12 protein-coding genes are annotated in these 18259 nt (G+C 27.3%); 4 read left to right on the top strand and 8 right to left on the bottom strand.

Going from position 1 to position 18259, the window contains the following annotated elements:
• Window positions 1–32: 32 nt before the first annotated feature.
• From QEJ31_RS08605 to QEJ31_RS08590, 4 genes are all read left to right on the top strand, one after another.
• Window positions 33–1301 (top strand): hypothetical protein, encoded by a 1269-nt coding sequence (locus tag QEJ31_RS08605; protein WP_280589366.1) that lies wholly within the window; start codon window positions 33–35, stop codon window positions 1299–1301.
• A 329-nt stretch (window positions 1302–1630) separates the two neighbouring features.
• Window positions 1631–2914 carry a hypothetical protein gene (locus tag QEJ31_RS08600; protein WP_280589364.1) on the top strand — a complete coding sequence of 428 codons (1284 nt, stop codon included), beginning with the start codon at window positions 1631–1633 and terminating at the stop codon, window positions 2912–2914.
• Window positions 2915–3052: 138 nt separating this feature from the next.
• Window positions 3053–8452 (top strand): RHS repeat-associated core domain-containing protein, encoded by a 5400-nt coding sequence (locus QEJ31_RS08595; protein ID WP_280589362.1) that lies wholly within the window; start codon window positions 3053–3055, stop codon window positions 8450–8452.
• Window positions 8453–8547: 95 nt separating this feature from the next.
• Window positions 8548–9315 (top strand): transporter substrate-binding domain-containing protein, encoded by a 768-nt coding sequence (locus QEJ31_RS08590; RefSeq protein ID WP_280589360.1) that lies wholly within the window; start codon window positions 8548–8550, stop codon window positions 9313–9315.
• 26 nt (window positions 9316–9341) lie between these two features.
• Here QEJ31_RS08590 and QEJ31_RS08585 read toward each other — a convergent pair whose 3' ends face one another.
• From QEJ31_RS08585 to QEJ31_RS08550, 8 genes are all read right to left on the bottom strand, one after another.
• Complete coding sequence (locus QEJ31_RS08585; RefSeq protein WP_280589358.1) at window positions 9342–10169, bottom strand: hypothetical protein; 828 nt, start codon at window positions 10167–10169, stop codon at window positions 9342–9344.
• 24 nt (window positions 10170–10193) lie between these two features.
• Window positions 10194–10913 carry an SGNH/GDSL hydrolase family protein gene (locus tag QEJ31_RS08580; RefSeq protein ID WP_280589357.1) on the bottom strand — a complete coding sequence of 240 codons (720 nt, stop codon included), beginning with the start codon at window positions 10911–10913 and terminating at the stop codon, window positions 10194–10196.
• 395 nt (window positions 10914–11308) lie between these two features.
• Window positions 11309–12226 carry a class I SAM-dependent methyltransferase gene (locus QEJ31_RS08575; protein WP_280589356.1) on the bottom strand — a complete coding sequence of 306 codons (918 nt, stop codon included), beginning with the start codon at window positions 12224–12226 and terminating at the stop codon, window positions 11309–11311.
• Complete coding sequence (locus QEJ31_RS08570) at window positions 12223–12975, bottom strand: hypothetical protein (protein WP_280589355.1); 753 nt, start codon at window positions 12973–12975, stop codon at window positions 12223–12225. The genes QEJ31_RS08575 and QEJ31_RS08570 overlap by 4 nt, the downstream gene beginning before the upstream one ends.
• 12 nt (window positions 12976–12987) lie before the next feature.
• Window positions 12988–14529: a phytoene desaturase family protein gene (crtI, locus tag QEJ31_RS08565; RefSeq protein ID WP_280589354.1), complete on the bottom strand. Its 1542-nt coding sequence runs from the start codon at window positions 14527–14529 to the stop codon at window positions 12988–12990.
• The gene (locus QEJ31_RS08560) at window positions 14526–16565 is read right to left on the bottom strand and encodes a phytoene/squalene synthase family protein (protein ID WP_280589353.1); all 2040 of its coding nucleotides are present in this window, start codon (window positions 16563–16565) and stop codon (window positions 14526–14528) included. The genes crtI and QEJ31_RS08560 overlap by 4 nt, the downstream gene beginning before the upstream one ends.
• Window positions 16562–17698 carry a polyprenyl synthetase family protein gene (locus tag QEJ31_RS08555; protein ID WP_280589352.1) on the bottom strand — a complete coding sequence of 379 codons (1137 nt, stop codon included), beginning with the start codon at window positions 17696–17698 and terminating at the stop codon, window positions 16562–16564. The genes QEJ31_RS08560 and QEJ31_RS08555 overlap by 4 nt, the downstream gene beginning before the upstream one ends.
• Entirely contained in the window at window positions 17695–18246 is a 552-nt protein-coding gene (locus QEJ31_RS08550) for a hypothetical protein (RefSeq protein ID WP_280589351.1), read from the bottom strand. Before QEJ31_RS08550 ends, QEJ31_RS08555 begins: the two co-directional genes overlap by 4 nt.
• Window positions 18247–18259 lie beyond the last annotated feature (13 nt).

Here is an 18259-nt window from a genome sequence, read left to right as displayed (position 1 = left end):
TTTTTAATTTTTCTAATAATATTGGAATTTTTATGCAAAAAAAAATATTTTTGTCTACTTGCATTAGTTTAACGTTAGCAGCTTTTTTAGGGTGCAAAAATTCTAATAATGATACACAAAGCAATGATCAGCAAAATACGAAAGCGGTTTCTTCAAATTTTGCAGCCTCATATGGTGATGATTTTAATTATTATGCTAGTGGTTATAAAAAATGTGAGCTTGATTCTTCAAAAGAATATTTTAACAATGTTAAAAATTTAAACTTTTCTACCGACAAAAATTGTGTTGTTAACATTGATAAAATTATTCTTGAATCTAAGAATTTCAATGGTGAAAAAATTGATTTTACAAAAGTCTCTCCCAATGAAATTTTTGTATTTAAAGCAGGTGAAGATGGATTGTTTAAAAACAAAATAAGTCCTATTTTATTTCGATCTCATGATGAAAAATATGAAATCTACTTGAATATTAGAATGAATAAAGAAAACATAGTATTCTATACTTCTGAACCAAAAATATCTCAAATTGTCATTGATAAAAATGATATTTTAATTAACAAAGGTAATAAAATTTCATTACTTGACAATATCAAATTTCATTATTCTTCTGATTCAATACCAACTGATTTTGTAACATTAAAAATAAATAGTTATTTTGATAGATTAAAAGGTTCAAGTTTATTTAAATATAATGATAAAACTACAAATATTAAAAAAATATTTGACGAAAAATATAAAGTAACTGATTTTAATTGCAAAATTAGTGACCATGCAAATTTTTCAAATTTTGAAAGATCTGATTTAAGCAAATTAGAAGGATGTTTAAGTAAAAATTTACAACTAAATAAATCTTACTCTTTAGTTTATACTCAAAGTGGTTCTTGGAATGACAGTAAACTTTGGTATGCTGAATTTTCATTTGAGGAATATTCATTAGAACCGCCAAGTCTAGATTTGCAATTATTAAAAAAAGAACAAGATGAACTTACTTTTGATTTCAAAACAGAACTTGATGATTACATAAAAAATATTTACACACCAAATTGTAATAAATACAATAATGAAAATAATAGAGTTAGAAAATTAACAATTTTAAATAATAAATTTAAAAGATTTTATAAATATTTAGATGATAAATATGAATATCGAAGCCATAAAAATTATATTCCACAAGGATTTCAATTTTCAGTAGATGAAATAAATGTCCTGACTCCGATAAATACAAGTTATGAAATATGCTCTTCAGAAGGAAATTGTATTCAAAATTATAATCAAATTTGCCCAAATTTGATTCTTAATTAAATTCTAAAAATTAGAAATGAACTAAATTATCCTTCAAAAAAAATAAAATGAAAAAAATTCAATTTATAAATAAAACTAAGTAAAATTATTTTTACTTAGTTTCACTATTTTTGGTTATCTAAATATTTTTAACAGTTTATTCATTTCCACTTTCAAGGAAAAACAATTTAAAAAACAAAATAAAATCATTTATAAAGCAAAATTTAATGTTTTAATTTTGTTTTAGCTATGAAACGTGGTATACGTTTCTCGTCCAATCTCATTCCTTGTACTGTTCCCTGTGTAAATTTTTAAAAGTCATCTTTTTCCCTTAAAATAAGGATTATTGTATGAATAATTTTAGATTTTTAAATAGGTATTGCATTTTTTCTCTGCCAGTAATTTATATAACAGTAATTCCAATTACCGCTAATGCAGTAACAATTAATGTTACAAATATTACGTTTACTTCTACCAATAATGATATAGCTCCTTACAATAAAGGTAGTGCAGCTATTGACGCTTGGAAGATATATGCAAATGGCTTACAACGCATGGATGTATCAGTCCATATCACACCGCAATGCAAAAAAGATGAAGCAGGAGAAGAAGATATAGATTGTGCAAACTTTTTCAGTAGCAGTGAATCAAGAACTTTTTTTCAAGGTCTTTATTTTCGCGATCGTGATGCTGGAAAAAATTTACAATGGATGACAGGCGGATCAAATCCACATCCTGATTTAAATGCTGCTACTGAATTAAGTTACGAATCATTTCCAGATTTCATATACAATGAAAAAATGTTACATTATAAGGTTGGAATGATTCCAAATGTGCAAAGATTAAGTTCTGTCAGAAAAGCACCTTTCAACAAAACCAATAAAAATAAGAAAAAAAATAAAGTAAAAAATAATAGATCTATGTCAAATCTAATGTTTAATTCAGGTGAAACTAAAATAAACCTAGACTATCTTTTAGTCACAAACAAAACTGGTCCGACAGAAATCTGTTTATTTATCCCAGAAAAAACACAATCTATCAATGGAAAAACATATCACTTACCTGAGACTGATTTTTGCAAAGGAATTAATCCGCAGTCTTTTTTTATAGAAGCAATTGCTCCTGCTCCACAACCATCTTTAGATCTCTCAGTACATAAAAGAGATGGAAATAAATATTGGTCAAATTGGGATCCTGTTTTAAAAGTTTCACATCAATCAGTATTTTTAAGAGACTATAGAAGCATTGATCAACTTCTCGATGCCTCAGTAAACGGAATAGATCAATATCCCTATGGTACAGAAACAGATGGCTCAAGCTGTAATGATGATCATGCTTGGCGAATTGGGGCACATGGAGATATGTATTCTGTGTATGCAGGAGACATGCGTGATCCAGGGAAAGTTTCGTTAAGGCATTTTAGTACTGACGCATGTTATGGAACATTTGATTATTCCAGTGACGGCTTAAAACCCGTAAAAAATGGGAAAAAAGGAATCGTTTTCATGGAATCCATTAATTATGCAAACATGTATTCATCTGATTACGACTCCATAAATGTTAATTTTAAAATAATTGATGAATATGGAAATACCTACTCATACAATAATATTGATTTAACAATAGATAATTAACACCTATTAATTAGTATTAAGCATAACCTTTAAAAATTTAAAGCATACTTTTTACCTCTTTTATATTGTAATAGAGGTTTTCCAAGTTTTTAGAATTTTATTTTCCAATCTTCAATAATAATTACTAAGGTAAATAATATGAAAAACATAAAATATAATAAATTTAAGGAAAAAGAAAAATCTATTTTATCGATTGCTACTTCGTGTTTCATGACGACTATCTATATAATATCAATATTACTGCCTTCTGTTGTTAAAGCAGAATCCTTAAAAAACAATCAAACTCACTTAAGTAACAAGTTAGCGCCTAGTAAATATCAGACTGCTGATGAAAAATTCAAACCCGAAAAAAATTCAAAAACAGAAAAAAAAATAAATTATTCAAGTGATTCATCAAATGGAAATCAAGTATTTTCTAATGCATATAATTTTTCTTCCCTTGTAAAACAAGGTGTCGATTCTCGGACAGGAGTTTATCAATTTTCAATGCAGGTTGGGCAACTCTTTGGAAAAGAATTAAGCAATCCTTTTGCACTGGTGTTAAATTATCAGCAAAACTCTTCACCCATAGATCGTTTTGGTTTTGGAAGAAATTGGGATCTAAATTTAACTCACTACGATGCAAATTCAAAAATGCTCTATCTAGATGGTGGGCAGGTGTTTAAAGTCCTATTTATAGGTGATAATCCTACCTTACAATATGATAAAGGCTTAAATATTCGATTAGAAGTTAGTGATAGTGGAAACTTAATTATTGTGTCGAAAGATGGACGAAGAGAATATTTAAACTCAGTAGGTGAACTTGAAAGAATTACTGATAATTTAGGAAACAGCATTTATTTTAATTATGACAGTAATGGTTCATTTCAATCAATTTCAGATGATACAGATGGAAAAAATATTAAACTGAAAATTGATTTTAGTGGCGACAATAAATTTATTTACTCATTATCTGCAGATGGTAATTGGCAAGAAACCATGGTTTCAATTGGAAGCGAAAATGGTTTTAATTATGTTAGTAAAATATTTTTACCGCAACAAAAAGATAGTACCCAGTCAAATAGTCCCGGTTATACATTCAATCCATTTTTAATAAATTCAGTAGAATTTCCAACTGGAGCCAAAATAAACTTAGAATATACCGAACTATTATCTCAAAATAATTCTTCAGTAAAAGCGGTAGCAAAACATGTTCTTGATCCAGGAGAAAATCAACCTCAGATTGTCACAAGTTATTCTTATGGAAACGCAGATGGTCATAATTTCTTAGGACATAATGGAGGAACAGCTGCATTCACTATGGGTGAAGATCCACTATATGGAACTGACAAAGGTTATCAATATCAGGTAGGGGTGAATAATGGACTTACTTACGTTTTAACTACTTATAATAAATATCATTTAGTAGAAAAACAAGAAACATATCCAGCACAAGATTCTAAAAGAAAAAGATTTAGTGAAACAAAAAATGAAAAATTTCATGCCGTAAATGATAGTATTTGGAACACTATTATTAATTGGTTTATTTCTATATTCACAAATTCTTTAGGAAAAAAGAAATCAAATTCTGAAAGAATGTTTACATCCTCAGCTCCGATAAATACCGTAATTTATACTTATCCAATTGATTTAAGTGAATCATTTGAAAATCTTCCAAGTAATTATGCCTTCCCTATAAAAAAAGAAATAAGGATTGGCAGTAGACAAATAACAACACTGTCTGAATATAATGAGAATGGAAACTTGGTTAAATTTACAGATGCAGATGGCACCGTAAAAGCTTATACATACTGTAAAATAACTGAAGATAATAGCCAATGTAAACCAGACTCGTCAGGTTTTGAAAAGCAACTTAAAAAAATTGAAGTAAGTTCATCCAGCTCTCCTGATAAATACACAACGCTTTTCTACTATGGCAAATACGATAGCAAAGAATCAGGATTAAATTTTTCTTTGCCAATAAAATCTGAGCAGTACTTTAACGAAAATATATTTTCGACGGCAGAAACTGATTTTTATTCTGATAAAAATGCCCCATTTTATGGTTATCCAAAAAATTCAAAAATAAGCAATCAAAATGAATCGTTCAGCAATAACTATTATTACAGCATAGATAAATCAAATATAATTATAAAAAAAACTTATGGTGAAAAAAAAGTTTCTCTCTCTGAAATTTCTGCAATAAATAGATATACAAATAAATCTATGTTTGAAATTGATTCGCAAGGAATAAAAACAACACATACTTACGACCTTTGGGGCAGAATTCTCACAAAAACTAAATTTGCAGATACAGTTCAAGCTAAAACTTTTAGCTATGATTATGTTTTAAATAAAGCTGATGAATTTGGAAATATAAATTATGTTATAGAGACATCACCTATTGGGCAAAAAAGAAAAACTGCTCTTGATGGGCTAGGGCGAGATACAAAATTATACAGAACACCAACTGACGCAGATAGAAGTATTCTAGATGGAAATAATTTCTTGCCGTTGTCTGAAACATTTTATGATGAGTTTGGTAGAAAAAGCAAAGCGACTGTCTATAATACAATTTATTTTAATGATAAATTGCAAGAAGTATCTGCAGCAACAGAATTAAAGTACGATTTATTGGGAAGAGTAACAGAGATATTATTCCCTGATGGAATTACGCAAATTACTGAATATGATAATGATAAAAATATTTCACAAACTTTTAAAATTTCAAGTGACAAAAAATCAAAAACACCTGTTACTTTAAAACAACTAAGTAACTCTGATAAACTAGTCAAAGAAAGCATTTTAGACCCCAATGGAAATGAAACATATTTTAAAGCGTATAGTTATGATGGTTTTGGACGTTTATTGTCAGTTACTGATATTGATAACAAAAAAACAATGTATAAATACAATCCAAATGGATTTCTAGCTCAAATTACTTCTACAAATAATGGAAACATTTATTATACCTATAATTTGCTAGGCCATGTAAAAAATATTAGTACATCAAGCACTGATGGAAAAATAATAAAAACATTAGGTACTAGAGAATACGATGAACTAGGAAGACTTATCTCAGAAACTAATAGTTATGGATTTTCTACAATATTTAATTATAATGATGTCACAAATGATCTTCAATCAATTCAAATTCCGAAAGATAATGGAAGTAATTATAACATAATTCATTATTCATATGACCCAATTACACATCAAAAGTTGTCCCAATCAATTGAAAATAATTCTACAGAAAATGTGAATTACATCTATGATTCATCTACATTACTTCTAAAACAAGTAAATGATAAAACGGGTGCGAAATTTTTCAATTACTATACAAATGGCGCATTAAAATCAATTGAACATACTTCAGAAGGAGGAATAGAAGGTAAAAAAGTATCCAACTATAAAATATTATATGGTTTATACGATAGAATAGGGAATCTTCTTTCATCAACTGATGCAAATTCTAAAACGACTATTTTTAGCTTTGATAAATTTGGAAAAATTCAAGAAATTCAATATTGGAATGATAAGTTTCAGTTTGAAACTGCAAAATATGAGTATGATGAACTCAACAGATTAAAATCGGAGTACTTTCAAAACTCAAAAGTAAGTCGAGATTATGCTTATGATGATTTGTCTAGAATTGCTCAGTTAAGCAATAAATTAAATGGAAATATAGTAACAGAGTTTAAATTTACAGATTATTTCAATAATGGAAATTTAAAGAAAAGGTTAAGAACTAATGGTCAAGACAAATTTGCTGAAGAAAACTACAACTATGACAATATGAATAATTTAGCAAACTATCACTGCAAAGGAGAACTTTGCCCCAAAGATTCTCTAGGTAACAAAATACAAGAAGAAAATTATACGTTTGATGTATTTAATAATATTATCTCAGTTACATCTTCTTTAATTTTAAAAGATTCTGGAGATAATATACAAAATACTACAAATTACTTCTATGATGAAACTGATCCAATGCGGTTAATAAAATACAGTAACTCAGCAAAAAATATTTTTTCTGATAGCTTAACTATTGAATATAATTGCAATGGAAATATCACTCAAGATGACAAAGGTAATAAATATTATTACAATGAATTAGGACAAACAATCAGTATTAAAACTTCTAACAATACTAATTTATCTAATTATGTTTATGATTTTACTGGCAGACAAGTATTACAATTGATTCCAAACCAATCTCCTATTGAAAAAATCTATGATACAAATACATTAATCAATGAAAGACAAGATAAAACCGTGACTAATTATTTAAATGGATTAAGTGGTAAAGTTGCAAGAATTGTTTCAGACAATTCATTTGGAAATTCTGCCATTACTTATTTTGGCTTTGATCAATCAGGATCAATAGTAAATGAAATAAGTGGTCAATTAAGTAACTTAAATAATTTATCTTTGCTACAAGAAAAAGCTTACTCGCCTTATGGAATTGAAACTGCATTTTTACCAACGCAGCAAAGTAAAAATTCGATTGAAATAAATAATGTAGGATTTGATGGCCAACTTACCGATTCGCAAATTCATCTTCAATTTTTGGGCGAAGGTTACAGAGCATACAACCCATCTTTAAGACACTTTATGAGCTATGATAATTTATCGCCATTTGATAAAGGTGGTATAAATGGATATTCGTTTGCGAAAAACAATCCTATTATGTTTAGTGATCCTAGCGGACACATGAGTGTTGGCGGTTGGATTGGGATGATTTTTGGAATTGTTGCAAGCATTGCTCTTGCAGTTGTTGTCTCAGTTGTAACAGCAGGTGCCGCCTCTCCTGGAGCCGCTGCAGCTGTTGCACTAGAAATTGAATCAGGAACAGCAGCTGCAACAATAACTTCTGCTGCTGTAAATATTGGTGTTGCATCTGTTTCGGGAGCTGCAATTGGAGCAACTAGCCAAACAATAAGTGATGTGGTTGATGGAAAAAAACCTGGGATGGATGTTGCTTTAAGTGCATTAGAAAGTGGGTTAGGTGGAGCTGTTGGTTCTTTTGCGAGTAGCGCCATAAGCGGTTTAGCTTCATTTGTTGCAGGAGAAGAAATAGAAAGCGGAATAGTCAGAGCTGCTTCTGCAGATAATAACGTTGTTTTAACTAAGTTTTCAAAAATTGGACAAGAAGTAACTGATTTAAGCAAATCACCAATTGAAAGTAACGGATTAGAAGAAAATATAAAAGTACCAAAAGACCCATCATTTTCAGTAAAAAGAAGCTTAAATATCTCAAAAAAAGGAATTGAATTTAAAACTCGATATACCTTACAAGAAAAGCCAGATTCAGGAATAACAAAAAATTTAGTAGAATTTAAAGATTCTGTTATCACTAAAATTAATTCTACAAATATCAATGCTATAGTGAAGGCATTCGTAGTTAACAAAATATCAGATATTACTTATAAAAACATTCAAAATTTTGCTATTAACAAAGCAAAATCAGAAATTATACATTATGCATATAAAGAAACATTTACAGTTCTTGAGAAAAAGATAAAAGAAAGTAATAAAAAGGAAGATGATAAAGATTAGTTTTCTTAAAAAATAGCCGAAAAAGAATATTACTATAGTTTTATTTGAAAAATAAAGTGACATTCTTTTAAAGATCAGTATTTCGGGGTATATACTTGGGTTCAAAATTCATACTTACATTTATAGGTTTACTTTTAATTCAAATATCATCCTTTTCAAGCGAAACAAAACAAGTTATTAAAATTGGCTTTTTCATTCTACCAGGAATAACTTTTGAAGATGAAAACAAACAGCCCAAGGGTGCTTTAATTGAATTCTATACTGACTATGTTTTTAAAAATCTTCCTTATGAAGTAAAATTTCTCGGATATCCATATTCAAGAATGTTAAAAGAAATTGAAAGCGGGGAAATTGACATGATTGCTGTAACTTCAAGTGATAAAATAAAAATGAATTTTATTACTGGAAAATCGGTTCTTCATAAAAATAAAAATTTTATTATAACTCGAAATGATTTTCCTTACAAAGAAATTACTGCAGCGAGTCAGTTGAGAAATTATGTTATATGGATAAGGCAAGATTCTGCTCTATGCCCTTTTATGGCAAAAAATCTTCATAAATTCAAAGTTGAGTATTCTCCAGGTAAAAATTCAGTTGAATATGTAACAAAAAGACTTATTAGCAAAAGAATTGATGCCATTTATGCTTTAAATATTTTACCTTTATTGTATGTAATAAAAAAAGAAAATATTTTTGATCAAATAAAAGTTGTTAAAATCCCCGGACAAGAGCAAAGTGTTTTTGCAGGATATTCAAAAAAATTAGATAAAAAAATTAGAGATAGAATTGAAAAAGAAATTTTAATAAATAATAAAGATAATAAAATTGAAAAAATATTTAAAAAATATTTAAGTAATAACTAATTTTGATTAAAATTAATTTTTTAAATTTAAACTGAATTACTTCTTTTCAAGATTCTTGGATTTGGCATTTTTTTCTCTGTAGTAAAATCCTCAAATTTATCCATTAAAGAGTTAATATTATATAGTAGTCGTATTTTTTTAGAAATAATGAGACCAAGTAAGTGATGAATTTCTTTCCCAGGGTGGACATCATCATGAAAGGCATAAACTTCATTTTTTTTAGATATACTACCATTTTTAGTTTCAGTATTTTGTGAAGCAGAAATTTTTAGCGAATCTGTTTTCTTTTTTTCTTCTTTCTTTTTTAATTTTTCAATTTCTTTTATCTTTTTTCTGAACTCATCTGAAATATTTGGATCATAAATATAAGGATTAATATGCGGATATACATCGCCGTTCTCTTCTAATTGAGAAAGTCTTGATCTTTTAGTATTAATATTTACTTCAGAAAGAACTTGTACGTTTGATCTTTTGCGAAATAATCTTGAACCCAATGAACTTCCCGTTAATTCTGGTGATGCATTCATACCTTCCTCAAATTTAGTTATCCGAGTATAAAATCGTTCATCAAATATTTTCCCATAAGACACAATATTTGAAATATTCTCGTTAGAAAAAATAGAATTGTGTCTAACATCTAAATATTCATAATTAGAAGCACTGAGATCAACCATAATTGAATTAATATCTTGAGTTATAAAATCAACTTCTGGAAAATGTTTTTTTAGTACTTTAATTCTTTCCATTAACATATCGTTGTATTCAGAAATTAATGCATCTAATTTTTGCTTTTTAGTTACATCTGCCTTTATAAATTTAGGAGAAGAAGTTAAAAAAGGTAAATTGAATACCATGAAGTTTTTTGCACCTTTTTTAATTTATTTCTGTATCAAATTTTGAATTTGTAACGTAATTTCATTAACAGCAATGGAGGTATCCCACCCAACAGTAATAAGATCGTTTGCCCCAATCCAAATAATATAAAGATCTTTTCCTAAGAAGTATCCTAGTAAATTGTCTTTATCCTTTTCTATGCTTTTCCAGAATTCCTTCATAAATTCATTACTCATTTTACGTCGAATTTTACTGGCATAATATTTCTTTACTTTTTCCCAGCTGTATTCTAAAAAATCATTAAATTGATCATCTAAATTTTTTAAAATAAATCTCCGAGTTATTTTATCATTAAATCCATTTTTATTGACCTTTTCAAAGTAATTTTCCTTTTCATAATCATCAACATCGATTTCTTTAAAATTTACAGCGGTAGCACCCCCAATTGAGTAATTTAGAATTGGAAAATCTCTAAAAATTTCTGGAATGTGTTTCTCTGTATATTCTATGTTATAATTATATTTATATGCTTCATTCATAATTTGATCGGCAAACATTCTTTCTAAATCATTCCTAAAAATGTAAGATTTTAACCAATCAGTCCAATTATACCCATTGGTGAATCTACCATAAGGTGAAGGCGTAATGTGATTCAGAATATTTCTCGCAATAATTGCTGTTTTTGAATTATGCATTCTACCTGTATCACTTAGACTATCACCAAAAATAACGACCCGCTCAATTTTAGGTTTTGATCTAGACATGACAAATTCCTCTGTTGAAATCCAAATTTGATATAAAAAAATTTCCCCTTTAAAAAGGGGAAATATGCTAGTTTATTTTAAATAATTCATTTACTTTTTAAGAGTATTATGAACTAAATACAGCTTACCAAAATTCTATTTTTTATCAATACTAAATTAATCTATTTTTAATGGCATTGTTAAATTTAAAATAAAATATTTTCTTAAAAATAAGATATTGTAATAAAAAATAAAAAACAAAATACATAAATATATTTACATTATAAAATAAAATATATTTATTATAAAAATAAATCATTATCTTAATTTAAAGCCATTGAAGAAAATCTACTTTAAATTTAAAAATTATTAATTATCTTAGAAATTAATAATTTAACATGTTTAGAGAAAACAGATCATTCTTTTTTTTCACAAACAAAAGTCATTACTCCTAAATTTAAATATTTTTCAAATACAAAAAAAGGAAAAGTCAAAACTTTCAATAAACAAAATTTTATAAATAAATTTTCGAAGGGATATAGGCTATTATATATGTTATAATTAGAAGCTCTACCTAGCCACCAGAGGGTAAAAGCATCGAGTGAACCGTATTTTAATATTTTTTTGATTTGAAATCCATTTTCCTGCATTAAAAAAATTAATGATTCTGGCGAATAAATAACACTATGCCGAGGTGTATGCAGACCACCCCAATCTCCTTTTTGTCTATTTGCAAAGAAAGATTTGTAATTAGGCAACTCAATAATAATTATCCCTTTAGAATTTAATTTACTTTTTAATTGTGTAAGCAATTCAACTGGCCGAAAATGATGTTCAAGACTATGCCATAAAGTAATGACATCAAATTTTTCTTGAATTTTTTCAAATTCATTAGAAAAAAGTTTTAATTTTAAAAACTGTTGCTGACAATCCTTCCATCCAAGGTCGCTAAAGTCAAAGCCAACAAAATCTCCCTGATAGTAATTGCTTAATTTTTTTAGAAATGTAGGTTTACCACAGCCAAAATCTAAAACACGAACTATTTTTTTATTTTTAGTATGTTTTGTTAATAATTTACATTTTTTACTATCAACAATACTTTGCCATATATTTACAATAAATGTATATCTTCCCCAAGGTTTTGAAGTAGAATAAGGTAAATAATTATCTGTGTAATATTTTTTTAATTCATCTTCAATTGGAGGATTTTTTAAATAAATGGAATTACAATGTAAGCAACTATCAAATTGAAATATTTTATTATCTTTTTGCAATTGTGTTTTTGAATTCATCACAAAAACAGACTCTATTGATCCACATAATGGGCATTTCATAGGATCACTTCACAGTCCTCTGGATACTTTAAAAATTTGTAATTTTCTTCCTGCAAATATTTGATAATTTTTTTATTTTTAAGAATTTTACTTCCTTTTGAAAGATCATAATTATCAAAAGAATTTTCTAAACCTAATTTACTAGCAATTTCAAAATGTGTTTTTGTATCTCCAGAAGATAAAATAAAACGTTCTGAGGGAATAAATAAGCTAAAGAGTTTTTCAATAAAATAAATAATATCGATAACATGAATATAATTTAAGATATTACTTCCATTTTTAACTCTCTTCTCAAGGTACCATTTTTTTGGATAACGATTTGGACCTATTATTCCTGAAAGATGTAAAATAACAGCTCCCATTTTTCTTAGATATTCTTCTTTATAGTAACGTTGATCTTCAGTCTGCAATGGAAAGCTTTCATCAATTTGAATATTTTCTGTATTAAATTGAAATGCAGATGTTGATGATAAAATAATAACTTTTTTATCTTTGCAGAAATAGTTGTAAAATTCATTAATTAAATCAAAATTTAAAATAGGATCAGTCAGCGAAAAAGTCCAAAGTACAAACTTACAATTTTTTAAATTTTCCCAAGTTTCTTTATTGGCCAGATCGAATTTCAAGCCTTTGTTACTATTTCCTTCTTTAGTTCTTTGAGTAAATAAACAAGATGGATGAATAGATAAAAAGTGTTTACCAACATATCCACAGCCTAAAATAATACAATCTTTTTCGTTAAAATTCATCCCAAATTACTTTCAAATTGAATTAATATACGAATAAGTTGAAGGTAATTTTGCCAGCAGAGAAGGCATTTTAGTAGCTCCAATATCTTTTGCTAATAATCTGCAAGTAATCCTCGAACTTAATATAACTCCTGGTAATCCAGCTCCTGGTTGAGTATTTGCTCCAACAAAATATAATCCATCAATTTCAGGTGAACTGTTTGAAGGTCTAAAGCCTGCACTTTGCAAAATCCAAGGTTCTAAACCAAATGCATTTCCCAAATGGCTTTTTAAAGTCGATTCAAAATCGCTAGGAGTAAAAATACTTTCACAGATAATTGATTCTTCTAATCCAGGCATAAACTTTTCTGCCAAGAATTTCTTTACTCTCTCAACCATTACAGATTTATAGTTATCCCAATTTGTTTGACTTAGTAAATTTGGCACAGGTACCAAAGCATAAATAACTTCTCCACCTTTCGGCGCTAGAGAAGCATCTGTTCTTGTAGGAATATGGATATAAACACTAAAATCTTCAAATTCTATTTTCTTAATAAATATATCATCAAGTAATTCTTTATATCTTGGACCTAAAGCTATTGTATGTTGAGATAATTCAGGCCAAGTTTTATTCGTTCCTAAATACAGTAAAAAAGCTGACATGCTTAAGTCTGCCTTTTCCAACTTTCTAGATAGTTTTCTAGGATATGCATCATTTTTTAAAACGGATTTAACGAAACGATGCATATCTGCATTTACAACAATATTTTTTGCAGTAAACATTCCATTTGGTGTTGTAATTTCAAAATGCCCTAAAACATTTTTATCAACAACTTCTACAGGAGTTGATAAAAACGTTAAACCACCTAATTCAGTAAAACGTTTTTTAAATGCTTCAGCTAAAACATGCATTCCACCAATTGGATGATAAACTCCATAGGCTCTTTCAAGTCGATTAATTAAACTATACACAGCAGCTGCACGAAAAGGGTTTCCACCAATAAGCAATGGATGGAAGCTTAAAAACTGGCGAATTTTTTCATCCTTAACGAATTTAGAAACCATTGAATACACTGGTCGTACTGCATTCAGTTTTAATAATTGGGGTGCAACCCCTAGCATAGAAAATGGATTAGCAAAATTTTTATCCCCCAATTCAATAAATCCTTTTTGAAAAATTTTGTCTGCATACAAAAAAAATTCTTTCACATTTTCTATTTCTGTTGGAGCTATATTTGCAATTTCAGCAAGAAATTTATCTTGAGAATTATAATGACTTACTTGACTTCCATCATGGTATCTAACGGTATAAAAAGGATCAACAGGAACAAACTTACAATAATCTTCTCTATTTACTCCTGACATCTGAAATATATCATCTATTAAAAAGGGTGCGGTAATTATCGAAGGACCTCTATCAAATTTATATCCAGATTTTTCTTCGGCATATGCTCGTCCACCTATTTTATCTAGAGCTTCAATAATAGCAACATTTAATCCCATGCTTTTCAAAGTCAATGCACTAGCCAAACCGCCAAATCCACTACCAATTACTATAACATCAAAAATACTCATAACAATTCCTTTTCGTTAATCAGATTTGCAACTTTTAAAGGATGAAATCCAAATAAAATTTTAAAAAAAATAATTAACTTTTTGAAATGTGAAATGACAATTCTTTGTTTAAAAACAATTGATTTATCAAATACAATTTTCCCCAAAATTGAGCCATAAACTCCAATCATCAATTTAACACACAGCCTAGCCCTAAAAGATGGGATATATTTTAATCCTTCAATAGCTTCACAGTAATATAAAATAGCTAAATTAACAAGCTCATTAATTAAATTGTTTTTCTTTATAGATTCATAGTTATTAGAAAATAGTAATGAAAAATTTTCAATCTTATATTTAGAAAATAATTCAGCAGGTATATAAATACGGTTATTTTCATAATCTTCTTTTATATCTCTAAGAATATTTGTTATTTGCATTGCGCAGCCTAACTTTTCAGCTGCATTCATTGCTATTAAATTATTTTTAGCATGAAATATTTTAGCCATCATAATTCCAACTACACCCGCAACTCTAAAACAATATAAATACAAATCGCTAATATTCAATGGTTGAACAAAATTTTCATCCATTTTTTGGCCGTTTATTAAATCAATAAAATAGGATTTTTCTAATTCTAACTCTTTAATTAAAATCCTTGCACTTAATATAAAATCTATTGCCGAATCATAGTTTACTAATGAAAAAACTTTATTACTTAAATGTTGGATAAATGTTTCAATAAAATCATCTGATAGTAAATCACACTCTGACCAAAGGTATTCTAATATTTCATTCGAAAATGTGGAACCTATTTTACTGCTGTCAATAAAGCAGTTTCTTTCATCGGTTGCATCATCTATAAGTCTACAAAGAACATAAATAAAGTAAGAACTATTTCTTTGCTTTTCTCCTAAAACTAAAGAAGAAATATAAAATGATTTTCCATGATTGTATGTAATTTTTTTACATATTTGAGAAAAATTTAAATAAGATCTTATTTCATTTTTAGAACTGATATTTTTGATTATTTTAATTTTTCTAGATTTTATTAAAGTTTGATTAAATAAATTTTCTATTTTTTTAGGGTATAAAACTTCTAATGTACTCCGTAATTCAAAAGACTTTACTCTATGATAAAATGGTGCTGATTCTAAGGTGAAATCATAAACTATTTCTTTATTTAAATTTAGTATTTTAGGATACTTTATACCAAAAATATTAAATTTAAATTTTTTAATGATATTAATTTCTTTCGCATTTGATATTTCATATGTATAAGAATATTTAGATTGATCATTAGTTTTTTTAACTTGATACATACTTTCTAAATGTGGAAAATAGTAATTAACTTGTGTACCATTTTGTATAATTTCATGCCACCAGTACCAAGGTTCTTTTATAGAATATAAAGGTGAATAGCCATAATTGTGATCAAAATAGAAAGATGCTTTTTTAAAATCAAAGACCCCATAATTTTGATTCTGGAGCTTTAATTTTAATGGATAGTCAAAAAAGAATGAATTTCTTTTACATAGATGCGAAAATGAAAACTCTTCTGAAACATTATATATATTAACAACAGCAGATAAATTATTTCCTGAATCAATAAACTGCCAAAAGTGTCCCTCATTATTTTCACTTAGTTTGCTCATTTCTGAATTTTGTTTAAATTCATATTTAATATTTATGTTTATAAATTTTTTCAAAGAATGATCCGGTATCCAGAAACTGAAAACACTATTTTTTCCACTTAGCCATTGATCAAGTTCTTCTTTATAATTTTTATTACTTTCATCATCAAAATAAACATAACTATAAGCTACAATTTTTTTTCCTTTATACAAGGTAAAATAAATAGATTGCTGCTCAACACTATTTTTATCCAAGTTAAAACAATCTTTATATGATAATATGCACACTAAGTGAAGATCATCTTTCATTATTTCAATGTAAAACCATTCGTAACTTACTTTTGGATCTATTTTTGAAAAAATAATTGGATTATTTGAACATAGTAAAGAAATATCACAATTATCAATTTTTAATATTTTCATAACGAAAGCGTTTCTTCCATTTTTAATTTGTAATTCACTTGAATAATAGAAAAAATATTTTTTCTGATCATATCAAAAGGTTTTTCAATAATGTCAGACAAATATTCCTTTAATTCTCTATTAATTTGGATTGTTTCTAATTGAACAGAATTTATATGCAGCAAATATGAAGCTTTATAGTAACATTTTTCAAGTGACTGAATTTTCTTATAGTGCTGTAAAAAAAAATTTTTAAAATTATTTTTTGTAATTTCTAAATAAGCTAGTTCTTTTTCTTCTTCATTTAATATATCAATAAAAGAATGCACAACAGCACTTCTTAATCCACAATTAAGATCTTCATACAATTTATTTTTATTTAATTCTGGAATAAAGTTTTTTAGGTCATCAAATATTTGATAAATAATGCCATATGAATTGAATATTTTATTTATTAAATTCATATCAGTGTCTGAAATATTTAAAATCTTTTTTAAAGATGCTAAAGGAAGTTGAATTAATTTACCAGTTTTTAAAGAAACACATTTTTCGTAAAAAGACCAACGGGTATTTTCATCTGCATAAAAATATTTTTTATTAATAAAATCATCATTACTAGATAAATCAAATGCCTGACCTATGTGACAATCAAATAAAGTCTCTATTGCAATTGATTTTGATACAGCAGGAAACTGTTTTAAAGCTAAAAAGTACATCCAATTTCCAGCATTCAAAGCTTTCGGCATGCCGTGCAATAAATGTAATGAAACTTTCCCTCTTCTCTCACTACTGCCATCTTCAATATCATCAATTACCAAACTTGCGCAATGCAAAATTTCAATTCCAATTGCTACTTGAGTTACTGTATCTAACAATTTTTTGTTATTTTTTTCAATAATATCTAAGGAAACTAATGAATTATTTTCTAATGAAAAATTTCTAAACAACCAATAACACAAAAGAGGTCTAATTCTTTTTCCTTCAGCAAGCATTGAATCTTTTGCAATTGTTAGCAAATTTTTATCTAAAAATGGTTTAAAATCTATAAATTCATTTGGAAAATTTTTATATATATCCTTTTCTAAAAAATTACTTAATTCTTTTAGAAAGTAATTATAGTCTAATGCATAGTAATTGATTTCTTTTATATTCATAAATTTTCTATCTCTTTAACGTTATCAGTTTTAATGAAAAAAAGAATTACATGAAAAATAGCAGTAAAAATTCCTACCGTAATTACAGGATATATAAAATAAGTTACCAGCAGCGATTCATTATAATTATAGTTTATGTGTGAATTAGAAATAATCCAATCAGATGTTGGTCTACTAACAAGAATTAATGTAGAATATGTTGCCCTTAATGCGGATAATGAAAAATGCATAGCATATTCATTACTTGTTAATCCTCCCAATGATTTTCGACTTTTTAATTCTTCATAAAGATCAAAAAATTCAATAATTAAAGATAATATTAATAAGAAAATTCCAAAATACAAAAATAGACCTTTAAATTTATCACAGAAAACAAAAAATATTGACCAAGGAAATAAAATTGCATTTAAAGTATGAAGGAAATGCTCTTTTTTTGAATCTTCTCTGGCGTATAATTTGTACTTGTAAATATGAAAATAAAATCCATCAATGACAGCTATCACTAAATAAATTAATAAAAATAGGCAAGATAATGTTTTTAAATCCATATTACTCTAACCT

This window comes from Pigmentibacter sp. JX0631, assembly GCF_029873255.1.
Taxonomy (GTDB): Bacteria; Bdellovibrionota_B; Oligoflexia; order Silvanigrellales; family Silvanigrellaceae; genus Silvanigrella.
This window is presented reverse-complemented; position numbering and strand designations above follow the sequence as displayed.